This window comes from Paenibacillus sp. FSL R7-0272, assembly GCF_037969905.1.
GTDB lineage: Bacteria > Bacillota > Bacilli > Paenibacillales > Paenibacillaceae > Paenibacillus > Paenibacillus polysaccharolyticus.
In genome coordinates this window covers 916,149-934,881 of record NZ_CP150221.1, presented here as the reverse complement: position 1 = coordinate 934,881, position 18,733 = coordinate 916,149, and the positions used below count along the sequence as shown (strand labels likewise).

The following is an 18,733-nucleotide window of genomic DNA, read 5'->3' as shown; positions in this document are numbered from 1 at the left end:
CTTTTTCCCCTTTTGCTACTCTCTTATATAACCCTTCCTAACACTTGGAAGTTACATCGAATAAGCAAAAATGTATTATTTCTGCCTAGGGCGTGTCTTTAAACCATACGACTTCCGATCTCATTTACTGAGAATAACGGGCAATTCGATCTGTAGGATAAATGTTTCCTCTTGCTCAGATATCTTCAATGTTCCGTTATGCTGTTCGATGATTTTCTGGCAACTGACGAGTCCAATCTCGTTACTGTCCTTCGTTTTGTCCACAGGTTTAATCCGGTTCCGAGCGGTCATGATTAAAATGTGTTGCTCGATAGATAAATCGATATCCACTGGATGAGAACGATCCGCATATTTCTTTATATTCGAGAAAATATTATCAAACACACGACGGATCGCTACAAGATTCAACTCGATCAAAAAGGCCTGTTCCCCGTATTTCTGCTTCAACTCAACATCGAAATTTTCCATTAAGGCCAGTTGCTCATCCAGAAGCTGATCAAGCAACTCTCGCCCATCATAGATTTCGGATTCCACATCCTCTTCCTCTGATGCAGAAGAGACCGTGAAGTACTCAAACAGCTTATCTGATAGAATCTTGATCTGATACGCCTTCTCTCGGCTATTGTGAATATACTGGTGCAGATCCTCCTGTGTCTTGTATTTACCCAGTTCAATGATGTCCATGTATCCAAGCAGAATCGTGAGCGGTGTGCGCAAATCATGAGAAATCGCCGTAATCAACTCTCGATTCGCACTTCTCACCCTCTCCTCGCTACCGAGCCGTTCCACAAAAGATTTTCGCATCTCGTCGATACTCCATGCCAGCGATGACAGCTCGTCTTTACCAGACACCGTAATCTTATAATCCAGATTGCCGCCTTCCAGTATTTTGATCTCACGCTCAAGCTTGCCAATATAGGATATTTTCCGATTAATCATGAGCAAGAATGCAACAATAAACACAATCAAAGCTGCGAATACCGTCAAAATCAAAAGCAAGTTATAGTACTGATATTCGTAGAAACCAACCAAATAAATCTGAGCCGGCTGATCTGCAAACTGGACGGTTGTAATCGGTGTTCTGGACGGTAAGAACTGAGTTATTAGCTCTTTATTTATCGCAGGATCCGCTTCCGTGTTGGATGCATAAATCAATTTATCCTGTTCAAATATGAATAGCTCCAAGTACCGCTCCCCACGAATCCATTCCGAGAGTCTCTGATGATCCTGTGTGGACAAGTGCTCACTGCTTACCATGGTCTGGAATCGTTTCAGCGCATCCTGCTGCCTGTTTTCGATAAACGTCGATTTGCTGAGATAACTGTCCAGTGCCGTCTCCCCAACCACCTGCAAGACGATGAATGTACCTACGGCAACGAACAGCGAGAGAATAATGGCAAGTACCAGCTTGAGCTTCAGTTTTTTTCCGATGAGCAGTTTATTCAATTTTGTACCCCTTCCCCCAAACGGTCTGCACATATTTAGGATGCTGCGGGTCGTCTTCCAGCTTATTTCTCAAATTCCGAATGTGAACCATTACCGTGTTATTACAAGTATAAAAATAAGGCTGCTGCCACACGCTCTCATAGATATTTTCGGCTGAGAAAACCTTTCTTCGTTTGGACGCCAAGAGCAACAGAATCTGATACTCAATTTCCGTCAGCGAGATTTCTTTCTCACCGATATACACCGATTTCGCATCCTTGTGAATGGTGAGATCCTTCACCGCAATGTTCTCAGCCTCTTCGATCTTCTCCTTGCCCCGGTAGACATAATATCGGCGAAGCAGCGCTTTGACCCTTGCCACCAGTTCGGTATACGAGAATGGCTTGGACAAAAAGTCATCGCTCCCCGACGAAAAGGCTAGTTGTTTATCCGAATCCTGTGTTTTTGCTGTCAGGAACAGGATCGGCGCACTCGTTTTTTCACGAATCTCCAGACATGCCTTCAGTCCAGACTTATTGGGCATCATCATATCCAGAATAATAAGATCTGTCTCTTCCGTTACTTTATCTACCGCGTCTTGGCCGTCGACGGCTTCAATGACTTCGTAGCTTTCACTTTCTAGTAAAATCTTCACGATCTCACGAATCTCACTATTATCATCTGCAATTAAAATCTGCTTGTTGTTGTTCATTCGAAATCCCTCCGTTCATTCCAGTATAGTCTGCGTGTTTTAACAGAGCCAGTGGATCAGGATCGCCTTAAGAATTCTTAAGAAGTTAAGTAGGTATCTCTTCATGATTTCGATTTATACTGTTAATAGTCAAAGTAATTAAAAAAGGAGTCTTCAGCTATGCCGCAAACTTCAAAACGTATCGTGATGAAAGTACTGCTGGGTCTGATCGCTGTCGTATCCACAGCTCTGCTGATCTATTATGCACCAGCTATCATTAAAATCATGTCGTCGATGGATAATTTCAGAGCTTATATTCATTCAACGGGACACTGGGGCCCGATCATGTTTATTTTATTTCAAATTCTACAGATCGTCGTTGCGCCTATTCCCGGAGAGGTCGTACAGATAGCCGGTGGATATATCTACGGTACTGCACTCGGCTCCTTCTATACTACGGTCGGTCTGATCATAGGATCAGCGATCGCATTCTATTTCACCCGTTTTATCGGTCGTGACTTTGTATCGCGCCTGCTACGGAAGCAAAATATGAAATGGATGTCATTCATGCATGATGAGCGAAAATTTGCTGCCTTTTTATTTATCTTTTTCCTCGTTCCCGGGTTGCCCAAAGACATGCTCGTCTTTGTCGCTGCGCTGACATCCATCAGCTCTTTACGCTTCTTCACTATTCTGCTGATTGGACGTTTGCCCTGGATTATCGCTTCGGCCGTGGTAGGTTCAAACCTTCATATGCAACAATATACCATTGCCATCATCATATCGGTTATTGCTGTCGTTGGATTTATATTCGGATACATCTACAAGGACAAATTAATGAATCTGTTCTCCAAAGCGGATAAAACGAATCCGACAATTAAGAATATGGAGAACAATGAAGATAGTGAGATCAAGGAGATAAACGAGACAAAGGGAGTCCATACGACGTTAAAAACAAAAACTGCGCCTGCTTTAGTTAAGCCGAGAGACTTGGCACCGAAAAAAGGATAAAGATGACAGAAGAGTTGAATATGTACGATGCCATCACACACAACAAAATACGAAATACGGAATATGGATTAGATATGCATGATCTATTTCCGTCATCATTGGAGGAATCATATATGCAAAACATTGTAACGGATCGATTGATTTTACGTAATTTTGCCGCAACGGATGCGGCCGGATTGCTCGAGTATACCGCGAATCCACGAGTGAACTGCTTTATGGATCATCAGATGTCGACACTTGAGGAAGCAGTCGCTGAGGTAGAGAAACGAAGCAAGGACGACTCTCATATCGCCGTTTGTCTGAAAGACAGCAATGAAATCATTGGAGAGCTGTTTGGGATGACAGAAGGCCATGATCCAGATTCGGACTCGAAATCGAATTCAGATTCAAACTCAGATCCAGATACGTATAGTGTCGGCTGGAATTTTAACGGAAGGTTTGAGGGAAAAGGATACGCCAGCGAGAGTGCTCGTGCCTTCATGGAATACCTCTTTATGGAGCAGGGAATTCGAAGAATTTACGCTTATGTGGAAGACGATAACTTCCGGTCTCAGAAGCTGTGTGAGAAACTCGGTATGCGCCGGGAAGGTCTGTTCCTTGAATTTATTTCTTTTGTGAAAAATGAAGACGGCACGCCGAAATACGAGAACACGTATCAATATGCGATATTAAAAAAAGAATGGCTGGCGCAGCAGGCTACTGCGAAATAGCGTGATCCACATCCCCGGATCGTGTGAATATATTCCTTGAGCCGATCATTACAGCGTAAGTAAATTCAGCGCCTGCCAATAAAAAAAGCGGCAGCTTCCCCCGATTGAATTTCGGGACAGGCTGCCGCTTCTTTATGTTTATCTAGTTCCCAACAACGTGCCAATGACTTTCTCCGCCATAGCCTTGCCCTGAGAGATACAATCCGGAACGCCAATTCCGCGGTAACCTCCGCCACCAACGTACACTCCAGGCATAACATCTTCCAGTAACTTCTCAACCTCTGCGATTCGTTTTAGATGCCCGACTTGATATTGGGGCATGGATAACGGTAATCGGTTGATCTCTGTAAAAACAGGCTCTGCGGAGATCCCCATGGTATCCTGTAATTCGCGGCGTACTTCAGCAATGATTTCTTCATCGGTAAGCTGATGACTCATCGGGTCACGGCCGTATTTCCCCACATAGGCTCGCAAAAGAATGTGACCTTTCGGCGCTGTATGCTCCCACTTAGATGATGTCCAGGTGCAGGCTGTAATTTTGCGTTCTTCCTTGCGCGGTACAACAAAGCCGGATGCATTCAGGGAAACACCCACATCCTGCTCGCGATAAGCAAGTACGACGTTCATCACCGAAGCATACGGGATCGCACGCAGGTGTTCTGCAATCGCCTCATGCTCATGTGCAAGCATATCCGCTGCTGCATACGCTGGAGTCGCAATCACTACCGCATCCGCCGCAAGCGTCGTTCCATTGTTAAACTGAACCGTATAACGTATAGTGTCTTTTCCTTGCTCTTGTTCTGCTTTCGACACACGGGAAATTTCCGTGTTCCTGATCAAATGTGCTGTGGAAGAAAGTGTCTGTTCAAGTTGCGTTACCACACCTTCCAGTCCGCCCCGTGCACTCAAAAACATGCTTCGAGTGGCCGTGCCCGATGGTTTTGATGCGGGTTTGAGAGCTGGACGGGTTGCCGATATAGTTGTAGGTTGTGACGTAGACTCCGTTGTGGTTTGAGCCGTAGGCTTGACTGTTTGCTTTGGGGCGCGACTTTTTCTCACACCCAGCATGCCCACGATCAGGCTACGGTGTTTTTGCTCCGTTTCCTGTAGCATTGGAAACGTTGCTTGTACGCTCAGTCCGTCCGCATTGCCTGCATATATGCCTGCCAAGAGCGGCTCGGCGATCTGCTCCAGTACTTCATCGCCAAGGCGTCTGCGCAGCAGTTGCCCCAGAGACTCATCCTCCCTGCTCGACCTCCGCGGCAAAACAAGATCTGCTGCTGCTCGCACCTTGCCCCGAAGGGACAATAAACGAGTTGTTACGAAGGGTTTCCACTTCGTAGGCACACCGAGCATAAAGCCATCCGGGATCGGATGCAGTTTATTCCGATAGGCGATATAGCTATGCGACACCCCTGGACGCGTACCAACGAGTTCTTCACCCATACCGAGCTCCTGCATAAGCTCAATGATGGAGGTTTTCCGTGCGAGAAAAGAATCGGGCCCCCGTTCGATCACGAATCCATCCCTTTTACCGGTGTGCACATGTCCACCGAATCGATCCTTTTTTTCGACAATAATAAGTTCTACTGCAATATCATTCGCTCTGCAAAAATGTTCGATATAATAAGCTGCGCTTAATCCGGTAATGCCACCGCCAGCGATGACAACTTGTTTCGTGCGTTGATTTTCCATGCTACACTTCCCGCCATATAAACTTTAACGCAGCGCCACCGGGATATAGGCACAGGAAGGATCACTGGCCATATAATCTCCCGTCATTGCGTACGCTCTTGCTCTGGAGCCACCACACATCGTTTTGTACTCGCAGACTGCACATTTTCCGTTCAATTTCGACTTATCCCGCAAGGTCTGCATCACCGGTGAATTCCGGTACACCTCAATGAGCGACTCATTCTTCACATTACCGCAAACCACGGGCAAGAAACCGCTAGGATAGACGTCCCCCGTGTGACTGATAAACACAAACCCGTCCCCATCATTGACCCCTTGCGGTGCACGTCCCAGCATATCTGGGCGTTTGGCGAAAACCGAGGCCACATCTGCCTGATAACCTGCGCTCTGCTCGGATTGAAGTTCTAAGCCTTGCTTGGAGTTCTGCTCTGAGGCCTGCTCTGAGGCCTGTTCTGCTCCTGCTGTCCGTTGCTGTATCATTACTCGTCTGTAGTGAGGCGCCTCCGTTGATTTCACGCCGTAAGGCATCTCATGAGCAAGCTGCACCATCCACTTCATGACCTGTTCATGCTCTTCCGCTGTGATCATATCTTTTTCCTGAGCTCTGCCTGTCGGAATGAGGAAAAACAGACTCCACAGCACAACGCCCATCTCTTTCACCTTGCGGCTGATCGCCTCCAGATCGTGGAGGTTATAACGGGAAACGGTCGTGTTGATTTGAATCGGAATGGCTGCTTCCTGCAAAAACTGGATGCCCCTCATCGTCATATCATAAGAACCTCTGGTTCCGCGAAAATGATCATGAATCTCGGCCGTTGACCCGTCCAGACTAAATGCCCAGCGGGATAAGCCGACTTCCTTCGCCTGCATAATTGCCGCTTCAGTGACCTTCGGGGTGGCACTAGGCGTCATGGACACGGGTAGCCCCTTCTCCCGAATCGCATACTCCGCCAGTTCAAACAGATCAGGCCGCATTAGCGGGTCACCCCCCGTGAAAACAAATAACGGTTGTTCCTGCATAGCAGCGATATCATCTATCAGCCTTTTTCCCTGTTCGGTGGTCAGTTGACGTGGATCAGCCCGATACTGGGCCTCTGCCCGACAATGTACACATTTCAGTGCACATGCCCGGGTCACTTCCCAGATCACGATGAACGGATATTGGGTATAATCACGTGGCTTCATCTGCGGCCTTAACTGCTGCATTTGCGCCTTGATCTGTGGCATCGTCATCCATTCTCCCCCTATCTACATGCCATTAAGTGTAGAGCAGATGTCGGGTCAGGAAAGTGAGAAGAATCACAAAACAGACATAACGATCACACGGTAACGAATCAGGCAAAATAGAAAACGATCTCTCCCGAATCCTGCTCGGAAAAGATCGCCCTATGAAAATATCTATATGTTATAGAAATTAGTTGCCCCAGTATTGCTTCGCAATCTGCTGACCCTGATGAATCTTCGCCCACTGCTGGGCTTCGCTCAGTTCGTTCCCGCCATCACAGGACGCAAAACCACATTGGTGAGACAGCAGTAGCCTATCTTTGTCAATGATCTTGGAGGCTTCGTCCAGCAGACGAACCACGCGCTCCTCATCGTCGAGTGTACTCGTTTTGGAGGACAGCAATCCCAGTACGATTTCCGTATCCGGTCTGTCTTTGAACACTTCCAGCGCTTCGATGGAACCTGCCCGGTCATCATCCCACTCCAGGAAGAAACGATCATACTTCAATTGCTTCAGGAACAGATTCGCAATCTTCGCATACGATCCGCCGCCCATGTTACGGGAGTCATAGTTGCCGCGGCAGTTATGTGTCCACATTTTCAGACCCAGACTATGACCGAAGTCAATGACCGTATTGTTGATATCAATAAACTCCGTGGCGAGACCCTGTACTTCCTCTTGATTAATATGCTCTCCGGTAAAAGGCGAGTTCGGATTGTCATCGGCAAACAGCTCCCAGAGACAGTCATCCATTTGCAGAATTTTACCACCCGCACTTGCAAACTCCTGCACAAATTCCTTATAAGCACTTACCAAGCCGGCTTTCAGCTCCTGTGTATTCTGGTATACGGCATCCTTGCCCCCAATGTTGTCCGACCACGATAATTCACCGAAAATATGGGATGGCGATGGAATGCAGAGTTTGGTCTGCTGGTCACCCGCTTGGTCTTGCAACTGCTTGAACAGTTGAATGAAATGATGATTCTTGCCGCTCAGTTGCCCCGTAATACGCAGCCCGATATCTTTACGTGTTTCATATTTAGAAGTGCCGTCCACATCCCGGAAAAAGTACCCATGATCCGCAATATACCGCTCCACTCCGCCAAATCCCCACACAAAGTCGAGATGCCACATCGATTTGGAAAATTCGCCGTCCGTGATAACGGACAGGTCGTTCTCAATCTCTTTTTGGATCACTTGTTCAATCGCTTTCGTCTCACATTGCTGGTATCCTTGAAAGTTTTCATAGAATGGATACTGGATATCATCCCGGTGTTCAATCTGTGTTTTATATGTCAGCAGCTCTTCCGGCCGCAATAAACTGCCTACGATCTGGAACTTGTCAGTCATGTAAATAACCCCCTCGTTGTATATGATTATCATATCACGCGGAGCGGGGTTAGAAGAGATACCAAAAAAGTATGACTGGTTATAGCTTCAGGCTATAACCGCTGGGGAACAAACACATGTATGCTCTTCAATTTTGATGTTTAGTTTTTAGTCTTTTCCCTCTATTGAAATCGTCTCACAGTCATTGAATATTGCAAACCGCTCGAAACATTCCTTCACCACGGCTACAAGTTCTTCGGTTGGCTGCATGTCTTTTTCGTACCAGACATGTTTAACAACAAGCCTTCCAGATTTCCGTTCCACGATAATCTCGGCTCTCCCAATGAACCGGTCTCCATACAGTAAAGGCAACACATAATAACCAAATTTCCGTTTGAGAGCTGGCGTATAGATCTCCCATCTATAGTCGAACTCAAACAATGCATAAATAAGCTTTCTATCCCACATTAAATTATCCAGTGGAGCAATTAATTCGCAACGCTCTTGTAACTCCGGATTTTGCAGTATGTGTTCAATCATAGGTAAGTCTTCTGTCCGGCAGTATAAGCGTTCCTTGATTTGTTCTACCTCCACAGCAATAATGCGATCTTCCAGCAATAGCTCATGAAAAGCCCTGTTCCGCTGTTCTGTTTTTAACCCCCATATATTAAGCCAGGCATCGGATGCACGATTCCACAGTAAACCAACCGCACCGATTCGGCGCAATACTCTCCACTTGTGATGATCTAATTCGTCCAATAACGGTTCCGGGGCGTGCAATAAATCAGATTGTATGTGCTTCTCAGCCAGATCATAATATTTACGTGTTCCTTTTTTATGATGGATAACCAGTTCACCTGTCGAATACATCTGCTCTAGCACCGAGCGAGAGACATTGTTCCCACTACTCCAATGAATGGCTGAACGCCAAGTGAAATCTCCTTCTAGTTGCAATGCATTTAATTCATTCGAACTTACCGGACCAACTTGCTGTATATAATCCCGTACTTGCCTTGTGAGCGTCTCCATCTGGGGATAGCTTTCGGCATGTTGCCTGGCCGCTTGTCTGTACCGTTCGAAATAAGGCCAGTCCTCAATAGAGATTATAGCGAGATTCTTATCGGGATAATCCATCAGTAATCGATCTTCATACAATAACTCTTCGAGCATGTTCTTGCTAAACCCACGAATGCGTGACTGCAATACTAACTCGGCATTTTTTCCACAGATATCGATAGGATCATATTGAAGACAACCAACCTGTCTTGTAAATTCCATGACCCCTGACTTTCCGACATATTGATGCTCCCCCAATAACCCATGCTTTAACAATAAAAATCGCCTGGCTTGCCGTCTGGTTAATTGTATCATTGGACGTATTCACCCCTTAACAAGTTCAACCACAGTAATCCCCCGAATATGTATAAAATATAGCATGAACAAAACGTATGTTCTTATTATATCTTATCTTTGTTGAAGTATAAAAACAATATGTAGTACAACATATTTTGTTCTAAACCGCTCTAAATTACATTCTCTACCCTTTGAGCTTGCCGATGATAACCTTTGGTTGGCTAAGTTCCAGCGTTGCGGTCCGATAAACACAAGTAGACCGCCCCCTTACAAAGGTCGCGGTCTACTTGGTCGTGTATGCTCTTGTTTGAAGCCCACTGCTCTTAGAAGCGGCTATTTCGGCAAAGAGTCGTGTTACAGCACGGCTCTCTTTGCTTTATAAGCTGTTTGTAAGCTTGATTTAACATGCGAAATAACGATTTCACACTGTCCTGCGGCGCAGTTCGTAAAAATACTGCACGGCAGAATGCTTCATTTTAATCGAATCCGACATGTTCAGAATCCGCTTTTTGCCCACCCGTCTGTCGATCAGCGCCAAAATATTGAGCAGAATGTCATTGCTCTCCAGATTGTCCTCGATTGAAGTGGCCAGAAACGTTGTTGCTACCGACGTAAAATTCGATTTGCTCAATGCGGCTTGAGCCGCTAACAGTTCCTTAGCATGAGATGTGCTTTTTCTACCTCGCACCATGATCTCAAGTCGTTCTTCCGGTACAGCCCCTTTCGTTTCTTTACGAATGGCTTCAATCTCTTCCATACTTACAGGAATTACGATATTGGGATCATTCTTGATCTCCTGATCGGTCTGATACCACCGTATGGGTGTCGTCGTATCCGCCATATTAAGGATATTCTTCTGATCCACGGTCAGATAACCACTCCCTGATTTATCCGGTGAATAGCGGTAACTGGTTGCCCGGTACGCTACTGTGCCGGCCAGTGCGGGGCTAAGGAAACTCTCTAATTGTTGTTTTAATTTACTCCAGGACATAGTTCCTCCTATTCTCAGAAAAGCTTCAACAGAACATTTACATAAAGTATAGCACAGCACAACGATACGCCCCTCTAATAGCTACAGCACAAAAGAATAGTTCACCTTTGAAGTCATCTGGGTCTTTCTTGAAGTTTTTATCTCCATGACTCACACATTTTCTTTTGTTGATGCTATCATGAAGATATTCAGATATTTATAGCGAATTTTGTAGATTGGGGTCAACTTCATGTTCAGGGATATTCTGCGAGTCAGTTCTCGTACGATCTTGCTTCACATCACTTTTGTCGTTGTTATCGGTTTGGTCATAAGCTACGCCGTGATGTCTGCACCAGATTCCCCTCCCGTTAAAAGCGAACAAGGCATACTCGATTTAACTCAGGGTCATATTCGTACAAATCCTGTACAGTTAGAGGGAGAATGGACATTCTACTGGCATCAGTTGCTTTCGCCTGAGGATATACGAAGTCGTATGGAAATGGGTGGACAGTCTGACCGATATATCAATATACCTGGATCATGGCTAGGCTACCGATTGGATGGTCAAGAACTGACAGGAGAAGGCTTTGCCACTTTTCGTCTGCTCATTAAGCTTAGCGAGCAGGACAGAAATGAGCGACTTGCGCTGCGGTTACCTACCATTTTCCATGCTTATAAACTATGGGTGAATGGAGAACTGCTTGCAGAAGCAGGTAGGGTTGGTCAGGACAAAAGTAACATGACACCGCAATTGGCAACAAAACTGGTGTTCTTCCAGCCCGAGAGCGATACGGTAGAACTCGTGATGCAAGTATCCAATTTCTATCATAATCGTGGCGGTATCACCAAAGAAATAGAACTAGGTGGGAGTAACGTATTAACGGTCCAGACTAAACTGAAGGTTGCCACAGACATGTTTATAACAGCAAGTCTGCTCGTCATTGGCTTATATAATCTGATGTTGTTCTTGCTCCGCCGTCAGGACAGAGCACCATTATACTTTGGTCTGTTTACCTTGTTGTTTGGCATCCGATCCATGCTGAATGGCGAGCTGATGTTTACACAATTTTTTTCTGATTTCCCGTGGGAATTGCAGTTTAAAATGGAATATCTGACTCTTTGTCTTGGTGGGTATGTCATTACCAAGTATTATGAATGTATTTTCCCGAATTATGTCTCACGATGGTTCCGTCTTGGCAGCCGAATCGTAACGGGATTACTTTGCCTGGTTGTTGTCATAACCCCTGCACTGATCTATACCAAAATGTTAATGTTGATTGGTGCGGTCGTTGTTCTTCATATGGCATATCTGATGGTTGGGCTAGCCAAAGCGGCTATGCAGCATATGGAGGGAGCTCTGATTTTCCTGCTCGTATCCGTGGTTGCTTTGGTTACGGTGATTAACGACTTCTTATACTTCAATGAGTGGTCGCCAATCGGAAATACTTCTCCGGCAGGTCTGTTGATATTCACGATTGCACAGCTGATTCTGCTTTCTTCCAGATTTACAAGGGCAGCAACAAACGAGGTGCGGATTGCCCATGAGCTTCAGGAAGCGAATGACAGGCTTACCGATATGAATACCAATCTGGAGCAACTGGTGAAGGAACGTACACATGCATTATCTGCGGCTCACGAAGACCTGCGTACGTCGTATGAGCAGTTACTCCGCTCAGAGCATGGAAGAAAGAAGCTACTTGCCTACATTACACATGATTTGCGTCTGCCGCTGTCCAGCATGCTTGGTTATGTCGAGGCGGTAAAAGATATGGTAAAGCCAGAACGCAATGAACAGTACCTAAAATATATTCGTGATAACACGATACGAATTAATCATATGATCGGGGAGTTGTCCTTCTTGTCTCATCTGGAGACAGGACAAGTGGAATACCACATGGAGCCGGTTCATGCAGCCGACTTCTTACATCGTTTTTTTGAACAATATGAGTTGGTTGTGCTTGACGCAGGATTGGATTTCACACTGGACATCGGCAGAGGGGAAGATCAACGGGCTGACTTTCCGCACATTGAGATTGATGAGCAAAGATTAGAGCAGGCTTTGTTTAATCTCGTATCCAACGCGATGAAGTTCACCTCTACTGGTGGAATCATACGTCTTGCTCTAGCCGTGGATGAGACAGAAGATCCCTCTAATGTGATCATTAGTGTACAAGACTCTGGCATGGGTATTCCCCCGGATCAACTCGAGCAAATCTTTGATCGCAATTACCGATATGATCGGCCAAGCACGGACATGAAAGTGGAGGGCAGTGGACTCGGACTCGCGATTTGCAGGGAAATTGTTCAGGCACATGGGGGAAGCGTTCATGCAGACAGCGACGGCGAGACGGGATCGATATTTTATATATCGCTGCCGCTCTATTCAATAGCAGGAAGGTGACCATATGAAGGACTCGTACAAAATTATGATCGTCGATGATGATCCCCATATATGTGAGATTGTTCAGGCGTATTGCGAACGTGAAGGTTTTAATTGCACTTATAGTCATACCGGGACAGAAGCCATGCAGCTGCTTACATCGTTTAATCCTGATTTGATTGTACTGGATGTGATGCTAGCCAATGAAAACGGCATTGACTGGTGCAGGAACGCAAGAGGCTACACTGATGCGCCGATCTTGTTTCTGAGCAGCCATGAGGAAGATGAGGTGAAGATCAGTGCATTAACGGATGGCGGCGACGATTATGTGACCAAGCCGTTCAGTCCAGGCGTACTCATGGCCAAAATCAAGGCTCATCTTCGCAGAGTATCGTCAAGCAGGCGGGAACAACTGCTGGAGTTACCAGGGTTGCAACTGGATTTCTATGCTCAGTCCGTCAACATAGGTAGTAAAACCATTTTTTTATCCAAAAAAGAATTCAGTCTCCTGTCCTATATGGCACAGAATGTGAATCGGGTGATCTCGGTCGATACGTTATTCAATCTTGTCTGGGGCATGGAAAGTCTGGAGGATACGAGAACGGTCGCTGTACACATCAGTAATTTACGCAAAAAGATAGAGGATGACCCTCTCCATCCAGAGAGAATTATTACGATTCGGGGAGCAGGATACATGCTGGCTTCGTCATAGCCATTCCGGTAACGTCTTTTTTATTATGCAAAATACACAAAAAGGGTTGCCCCTGATGCAGTTAGTTCTGCACGGAGCAACCCTTTGAATTTCATTAAATTAAACCGGATACCTTCAGTAACCGTTGTACAATCGTCGCAACTTCAGCACGGGTAATATTCGCATTCGGAGCCAGTTGTTCTGCTCCTCTGCCGCTCACGACACCTGCTTCCAAACTTGCTTCTACACCAGCTTTCGCCCATGCCGCAACAAGTGAAGCATCCGTGTAAGGTTTCAGCATTTCATCGCTGCCCTTACCTGCAAGCTTCTCTGTTAACCCGGTAATTACCATCGCTTTGGAGAGAATCACCATCGCTTGTTCACGGGTAATCTTCTCTTGCGGACGGAAAGTTCCGTCCTCGAAGCCATCGATCAGCTTGTAATCATAAGCCGTCAGCACGGCGGAATGATACCAATCGGAAGCTTTTACATCTGCAAAAGGTGAATTTCCTTCAATCGGTTTCAATCCCAAGCCCCGCATCATGATAGCTGCGAATTCAGCACGTGTCATATCCACATTCGGATTGTAAAGATCATTACCACTGCCATTTACAATTAAACGGGAACCCATGTCATTAACAGCATCCTTGGCCCAGTGACTTTCTACATCTTTGAACGTCAGCGGATGCCAAACTACCGAGTACAAGCTATTGGTCAAACTGTTAATGTGGGCAAAATACTTACCATTCTCCAGTGTTACTTTGGTTGGAACATGACGTACAGATCCATCTGGATCTGTTACGATCCCTGTTGTAATTTTGCTTGGATCAATGCCTTCGGGCAGAGCTATAGACCGTTCCACATACACATTAAACTTATTTATATCCACTGACTTTCCTGCATACTCTGCTTTGACTGTAAAGTCAATTGAAGGTGCTACCAGTGTAAATGCATTTTGTTTCGCCGTATCTTCGGCAACCTTCATCATTGTTGCTTCCGGAGAAGCGATACGCAATGACAGCTTGATGTCCTCCAGCGTCCCTGTAGAACCCAATTGCCTGGAGATCGAATCAATATCAAGCTGCTGCGCAGGAATCGAGTAGCTTGCATTTCCTGTTTTCACAACCAGAATCGCCTGTTTGTCTTCCATCTTCTTAATCATCTGTCCAGTGAGTTCACCTATAATGATATTGGACTCAGCAGAAACAGGGATTGTTACAACAGCGCCTTGCCCTTCTGCATTCAGCTTGGTATCGAGTTGCTTCTGATCAACAGTGATCGTCGTTACCGTACGTTCACCTTCTTTAGAAGCTACAGACTTACCAATGCGCTCCTCTTTGCCATTCACCAGTACTACAACCGCATCATTGGTCGGGGCTGGCGTGCCTGCAGGAGTTGCTCCTGCGCTAACACTGTTGTTGCTTCCTGCATTGCCAGCACTTCCACTGTTTCCACCAGCGTTGCCATTGCCAGTTCCACTACCGTTGCCGCCAGTGTTGCCACCTTGATCTGTTCCACCGCCGTTGCTAGTGGCAGTCCATTTTGCATATAAAGTAACATCGCTATTCACAACATCTGTATCGTTATTCCATTTTAATGTTCCTGCTGCATCCTTGTACCACCCTTCAAAGGTGTAACCTGCTCTTTCCTTAACAATCATTACTGGAATCTTGGAGCCTTGTGTTACCCCCATTGAGAATGGAGCAGTTCCATCCTGCCGATTAAAGAATACATTGTAAGCCGGAAGATTAGCTGAATTGACAGTCACCGCCACAACCAAACTATTGACCGTTGACGTTTGATTCTGAGCAGCCAAATCGTTTGTGTTCTTCACTTTCACATAATAGTACACCTTACCTGCTTGATCTGTAGGTACGGAAAAACTACTCTCTGTTGCACCCTCAATCAATGTAGCGCCTTCAACGCTATCATTTGTGTTACTGTACCATTGATAGCTCAATGTACCACTGTCACTTACCGTGGCATTCACACTCAATTGCGGGCTCTCGCTTCCCTGATCTACCTTTAAGTCCACCAGATCCGTATGAATTACCGGAGTTGCTGCGTTGATGATGAGCTTCTTAACCTTGCCGAGCTGATTATCAACAGCATACAAATTACCAAGGGAATCTAAAGCGAGCCCATACGGAATACTGAAATCGGCTTTTGTACTAATTGGCGTCGCTTCACCATTTGACAGTTTTTTCACGCCTTCACTGTCTGCAACATACACATTACCGTTCGCATCCGCTGTCATTCCTATTAACATGACAAACTGTACGCCAGATACGACTTCCTCCGAACTATCGTTCCACAACGTTTTGACCGTAACTCCATTACTATGACTAGCATACATTTTCCCACCAGTCACTACTAAACTAGAAATGTAACTATTAATTGAACCGAAGTTCTCCCAAGTACCATTAACCAGTTTTTTAATTACGTCGCCTCGATCTACCACATAGATCTGATCTTGCTCATCAACTGCCAAATGCGATGGATTGATAAGTCCATTACCAGGAACAGTATCCCAAATATTATTAGCGTATTTCAAGATAGAGCTGTCACTGCTCCTAGACACATAAATTGTACCTTTGCTATCTGCTGCAATCCCTGTATAAAAATCTTCTCTTTCCTCTCCATCAGCAGGAGTGATATCCTGCCAGTCACTGTCTATAGTACGCTTAACAATTTTCATTCCACTTATTACGTACACCGTACCATTCGGATCGACTGCAATACCATTTGCACCAACAAAAGATGCCTCTGGCCCCGTGATATCTTGCCAGCTCCCCTTACTTACAAGTACTGTAGCTACAGTGCTCGGCGTTGTTGTGGAAGTTTCACCTAGCGTATTGGTTACCTCAACAAAATAATACGTTATTCCCACAGTTGATGCGGGCGCATCATACCTGCTTTCCGTTGCTCCTGCGATCTTTTCAATGTTTCCACTCTCGACACTTTTCTTTGTATTGCGATACCATTGATAGGATAGCTGACCCCCATCATTTACGGATGCAACGACTTTCAACTGTGGACTTGGATCATTCAGGCTTACACTTCTGTCCGCAGGTTGTCGGGAAATCTGAGGGGATTGTGCCTTTGCTGGTTCCGTAATCACTGGTCCTGTTCCACCACCAGTGTTGCCGCCGCTACTCACCGTCACTAGCGCAAGGGAACTATTGACTGATGCGGCTTGATTTTGGGCAGCAGAAGTATTCATATTTTTCACATTCACATAATAGTAGAGAATGCCAGGTTGAGTTGTCGGTGCGGAATAACTGCTCTCCGTTGCACCCTCAATCAATGAGGCTCCTTCCACGCTATTTTTCGTGTTGCTGTACCATTGATAGCTCAATGTACCACCATCGTTAACTGTGGCATTAATGCTCAATTTCGGTTGCTCAGCTCCCTGATCTACCGTATCGCCAATGGGCTGTGCATGAATAACCGGAATTGCTGCATTAACAATCAGCCTTTTAATATGTCCGCTCTCATAATCTGTGACATACACGTCTCCATTGTGACTTATGGCTACACCATATGGAAGGCTGAAATCACTTACTTCACTGACCGTTGTCCATACGCCTGCAGACCGCTTCCTTACAACATGATTATATGAGTCTGCTACATACACATCCCCACTTGCATCGGCTGCAATTCCTTGTGGCATATTAAATTTTGTGCCAGCTGTGATACCTTCCCAGCTACCATCCATTAATGTTTTAACTCCAAATTCAACAAAGTTATCATATGTTACATAAACATTCCCATTACCTACTGCTAATCCAACAGGAGTAGAGACATTGAATTCACTGATACTTTCCCAGGTTCCATCGACCAGTCTTTTAACGTTTCTGAACTCTCTATCTGCTACAAAAATCTGGTTATTCTCATCCACTGCCACATCAACTGGCGTGGAGAGACCTTCATTAGTGCCATTAACAACTTCCCAAGTACCATCCATATATTTCAAAATAGAACTACTGCGGCTCCGCGACACATAGATTGCCCCTGTGCTATCTGCAGCCATACCCGAGATATATTCGAGACCTTCTTCTGGTGTTATATCGATCCAGTTACCATTGTTGGACCGCATCTTAATTGTTGTGGAACTAGCCACGTACACCGTACCATTCGGATCAACTGCGATATCAATTGGTCCATTAACAGGTATCTCTGGCCCCGTTATATCTTGCCAATGCCCTTCAGCCAATGGGGGTTTCACCGTTACACTGACTACTTGGCTAGAGTCTATCTTGGAACTGGCACCGAGTGTGTTCTTTACCTTAACGAAATAAAACGTTGTTCCTGCCGTCGTTGTCGGCACATCAAAGCTACTATCCGTAGCCCCATCAATGGCCCTCTCTCCAGTCGTAATTAAACTGTACCATTGATAGCTTAACACTCCGCCGTCACTTACCGTTGCATTTACACTCAACTGCACACTATCATTCAAATTCACTTCTTTATCCAAAGGTTGCTGGTTAATTTGAGGTGATTGTGCATCCTTTGGTTCCACGTCCCCCGTGCCTGTTCCAGAGGCAGGATTTATTGTGACAGAACCCGGAGTATTATGGTCAATACCTACTATGGATTCATTAGATCCAATGTATGTACCTGAATTCCAAATCACATGGGCTGAACCCTCACTCGCTGTTTCCTTTATTCTAAAATGTAAAACAAATATCTCTTGCTTCCCATCCTTAATGGGGTGTTCTTCTCCGAAACTGGAGTTCACATAAACTTCAGTACTGGCTGGAATTTCACCTTTATCAAAGGTAGATGTGTTCCATTTCGTACTTGCTACCCCTGGCATCGGCTCAAGTTTATTAGGATTATAGGTAAAATTAAGCTGATAGCCATATATACTATAATCCCCCGGATAGATATATACAGGAACGTCTACTATATCACCAGGAGATCCGGAAGCAGTTCCGATCTCAAGTGATGCTGGATCATCCGCAAAAGCAATGGATGGAAACGAACTCAAAAGTAAACTGAAAACAAGAACAACAGAAAACAAGGATCGAAGCTTGTTCCTGCCCATAACATGTTGCATCATTCTGTATTCCTCCCTGATTAAACATTCGTAATCTTCTTCATATCATTACTATCTAATTTTTCCGGTGCCATCTATGTACAGGTACACAGTCAAACATCTCAAGCCCGTCCTTCTCCGGCCTTTCCCTGCTCTCACCGCAGGTGCTCTCCTCTCAATATCGCTGTATTCACCTCAACACCAATAAGTCG

General features: G+C 45.5%; 12 protein-coding genes. 4 read left to right on the top strand and 8 right to left on the bottom strand.

Annotated elements, in window-relative coordinates; all coding sequences use genetic code 11:
• Positions 1-120: 120 nt before the first annotated feature.
• Both MKY23_RS04130 and MKY23_RS04125 read right to left on the bottom strand, forming a co-directional pair.
• Positions 121-1,446, bottom strand: coding sequence for a HAMP domain-containing sensor histidine kinase (locus MKY23_RS04130; protein WP_339835521.1), 1,326 nt, complete (start codon positions 1,444-1,446; stop codon positions 121-123).
• The gene (locus MKY23_RS04125; RefSeq protein WP_154960339.1) at positions 1,439-2,137 is read right to left on the bottom strand and encodes a response regulator transcription factor; all 699 of its coding nucleotides are present in this window, start codon (positions 2,135-2,137) and stop codon (positions 1,439-1,441) included. The genes MKY23_RS04130 and MKY23_RS04125 overlap by 8 nt, the downstream gene beginning before the upstream one ends.
• Positions 2,138-2,296: 159 nt before the next feature.
• Here MKY23_RS04125 and MKY23_RS04120 point away from each other — a divergent pair, with 159 nt between their 5' ends.
• Together MKY23_RS04120 and MKY23_RS04115 are read left to right on the top strand one after the other, a co-directional pair.
• Positions 2,297-3,127, top strand: coding sequence for a TVP38/TMEM64 family protein (locus tag MKY23_RS04120; RefSeq protein ID WP_339835518.1), 831 nt, complete (start codon positions 2,297-2,299; stop codon positions 3,125-3,127).
• A gap of 113 nt (positions 3,128-3,240) precedes the next feature.
• Entirely contained in the window at positions 3,241-3,837 is a 597-nt protein-coding gene (locus MKY23_RS04115; RefSeq protein WP_339835515.1) for a GNAT family N-acetyltransferase, read from the top strand.
• Positions 3,838-3,975: 138 nt separating this feature from the next.
• On the opposite strand, the gene hemG is transcribed toward MKY23_RS04115, so the two are convergent.
• The 5 genes from hemG to MKY23_RS04090 form a co-directional block, all read right to left on the bottom strand.
• Positions 3,976-5,532 (bottom strand): protoporphyrinogen oxidase, encoded by a 1,557-nt coding sequence (gene hemG / locus MKY23_RS04110; RefSeq protein ID WP_339835512.1) that lies wholly within the window; start codon positions 5,530-5,532, stop codon positions 3,976-3,978.
• Between the two features lie 24 nt (positions 5,533-5,556).
• The gene (locus MKY23_RS04105; protein ID WP_339839200.1) at positions 5,557-6,717 is read right to left on the bottom strand and encodes a TIGR04053 family radical SAM/SPASM domain-containing protein; all 1,161 of its coding nucleotides are present in this window, start codon (positions 6,715-6,717) and stop codon (positions 5,557-5,559) included.
• A gap of 229 nt (positions 6,718-6,946) precedes the next feature.
• A complete protein-coding gene (locus MKY23_RS04100; protein ID WP_339835508.1) occupies positions 6,947-8,107 on the bottom strand; it encodes a cobalamin-independent methionine synthase II family protein in 1,161 nt (386 codons plus the stop codon).
• Between the two features lie 147 nt (positions 8,108-8,254).
• Positions 8,255-9,364 carry a crosslink repair DNA glycosylase YcaQ family protein gene (locus MKY23_RS04095; protein ID WP_339835506.1) on the bottom strand — a complete coding sequence of 370 codons (1,110 nt, stop codon included), beginning with the start codon at positions 9,362-9,364 and terminating at the stop codon, positions 8,255-8,257.
• Positions 9,365-9,860: 496 nt separating this feature from the next.
• A complete protein-coding gene (locus MKY23_RS04090; RefSeq protein WP_090923218.1) occupies positions 9,861-10,430 on the bottom strand; it encodes a hypothetical protein in 570 nt (189 codons plus the stop codon).
• A gap of 229 nt (positions 10,431-10,659) precedes the next feature.
• Between MKY23_RS04090 and MKY23_RS04085 the strand changes: the two genes are divergently transcribed.
• Together MKY23_RS04085 and MKY23_RS04080 are read left to right on the top strand one after the other, a co-directional pair.
• Positions 10,660-12,810 (top strand): ATP-binding protein, encoded by a 2,151-nt coding sequence (locus MKY23_RS04085; RefSeq protein WP_339835502.1) that lies wholly within the window; start codon positions 10,660-10,662, stop codon positions 12,808-12,810.
• 4 nt (positions 12,811-12,814) lie between these two features.
• Positions 12,815-13,501, top strand: coding sequence for a response regulator transcription factor (locus tag MKY23_RS04080; protein ID WP_090923222.1), 687 nt, complete (start codon positions 12,815-12,817; stop codon positions 13,499-13,501).
• Between the two features lie 94 nt (positions 13,502-13,595).
• Here the strand turns inward: MKY23_RS04080 and MKY23_RS04075 are convergent, their stop codons facing one another.
• The gene (locus MKY23_RS04075) at positions 13,596-18,545 is read right to left on the bottom strand and encodes an S-layer homology domain-containing protein (RefSeq protein ID WP_339835497.1); all 4,950 of its coding nucleotides are present in this window, start codon (positions 18,543-18,545) and stop codon (positions 13,596-13,598) included.
• Between the last annotated feature and the right edge of the window lie 188 nt (positions 18,546-18,733).

Excerpts from the sequence above, each read along its gene's own strand:
- MKY23_RS04125 (WP_154960339.1), bottom strand. The coding sequence starts at position 2,137 with ATGAACAACAACAAGCAGATTTTAATTGCAGATGATAATAGTGAGATT.
- MKY23_RS04120 (WP_339835518.1), top strand. The coding sequence starts at position 2,297 with ATGCCGCAAACTTCAAAACGTATCGTGATGAAAGTACTGCTGGGTCTG.
- MKY23_RS04115 (WP_339835515.1), top strand. The coding sequence starts at position 3,241 with ATGCAAAACATTGTAACGGATCGATTGATTTTACGTAATTTTGCCGCA.
- hemG (WP_339835512.1), bottom strand. The coding sequence starts at position 5,532 with ATGGAAAATCAACGCACGAAACAAGTTGTCATCGCTGGCGGTGGCATT.
- MKY23_RS04105 (WP_339839200.1), bottom strand. The coding sequence starts at position 6,717 with ATGAAGCCACGTGATTATACCCAATATCCGTTCATCGTGATCTGGGAA.
- MKY23_RS04100 (WP_339835508.1), bottom strand. The coding sequence starts at position 8,107 with ATGACTGACAAGTTCCAGATCGTAGGCAGTTTATTGCGGCCGGAAGAG.
- MKY23_RS04095 (WP_339835506.1), bottom strand. The coding sequence starts at position 9,364 with ATGGAATTTACAAGACAGGTTGGTTGTCTTCAATATGATCCTATCGAT.
- MKY23_RS04090 (WP_090923218.1), bottom strand. The coding sequence starts at position 10,430 with ATGTCCTGGAGTAAATTAAAACAACAATTAGAGAGTTTCCTTAGCCCC.
- MKY23_RS04085 (WP_339835502.1), top strand. The coding sequence starts at position 10,660 with ATGTTCAGGGATATTCTGCGAGTCAGTTCTCGTACGATCTTGCTTCAC.
- MKY23_RS04080 (WP_090923222.1), top strand. The coding sequence starts at position 12,815 with ATGAAGGACTCGTACAAAATTATGATCGTCGATGATGATCCCCATATA.
- MKY23_RS04075 (WP_339835497.1), bottom strand. The coding sequence starts at position 18,545 with ATGATGCAACATGTTATGGGCAGGAACAAGCTTCGATCCTTGTTTTCT.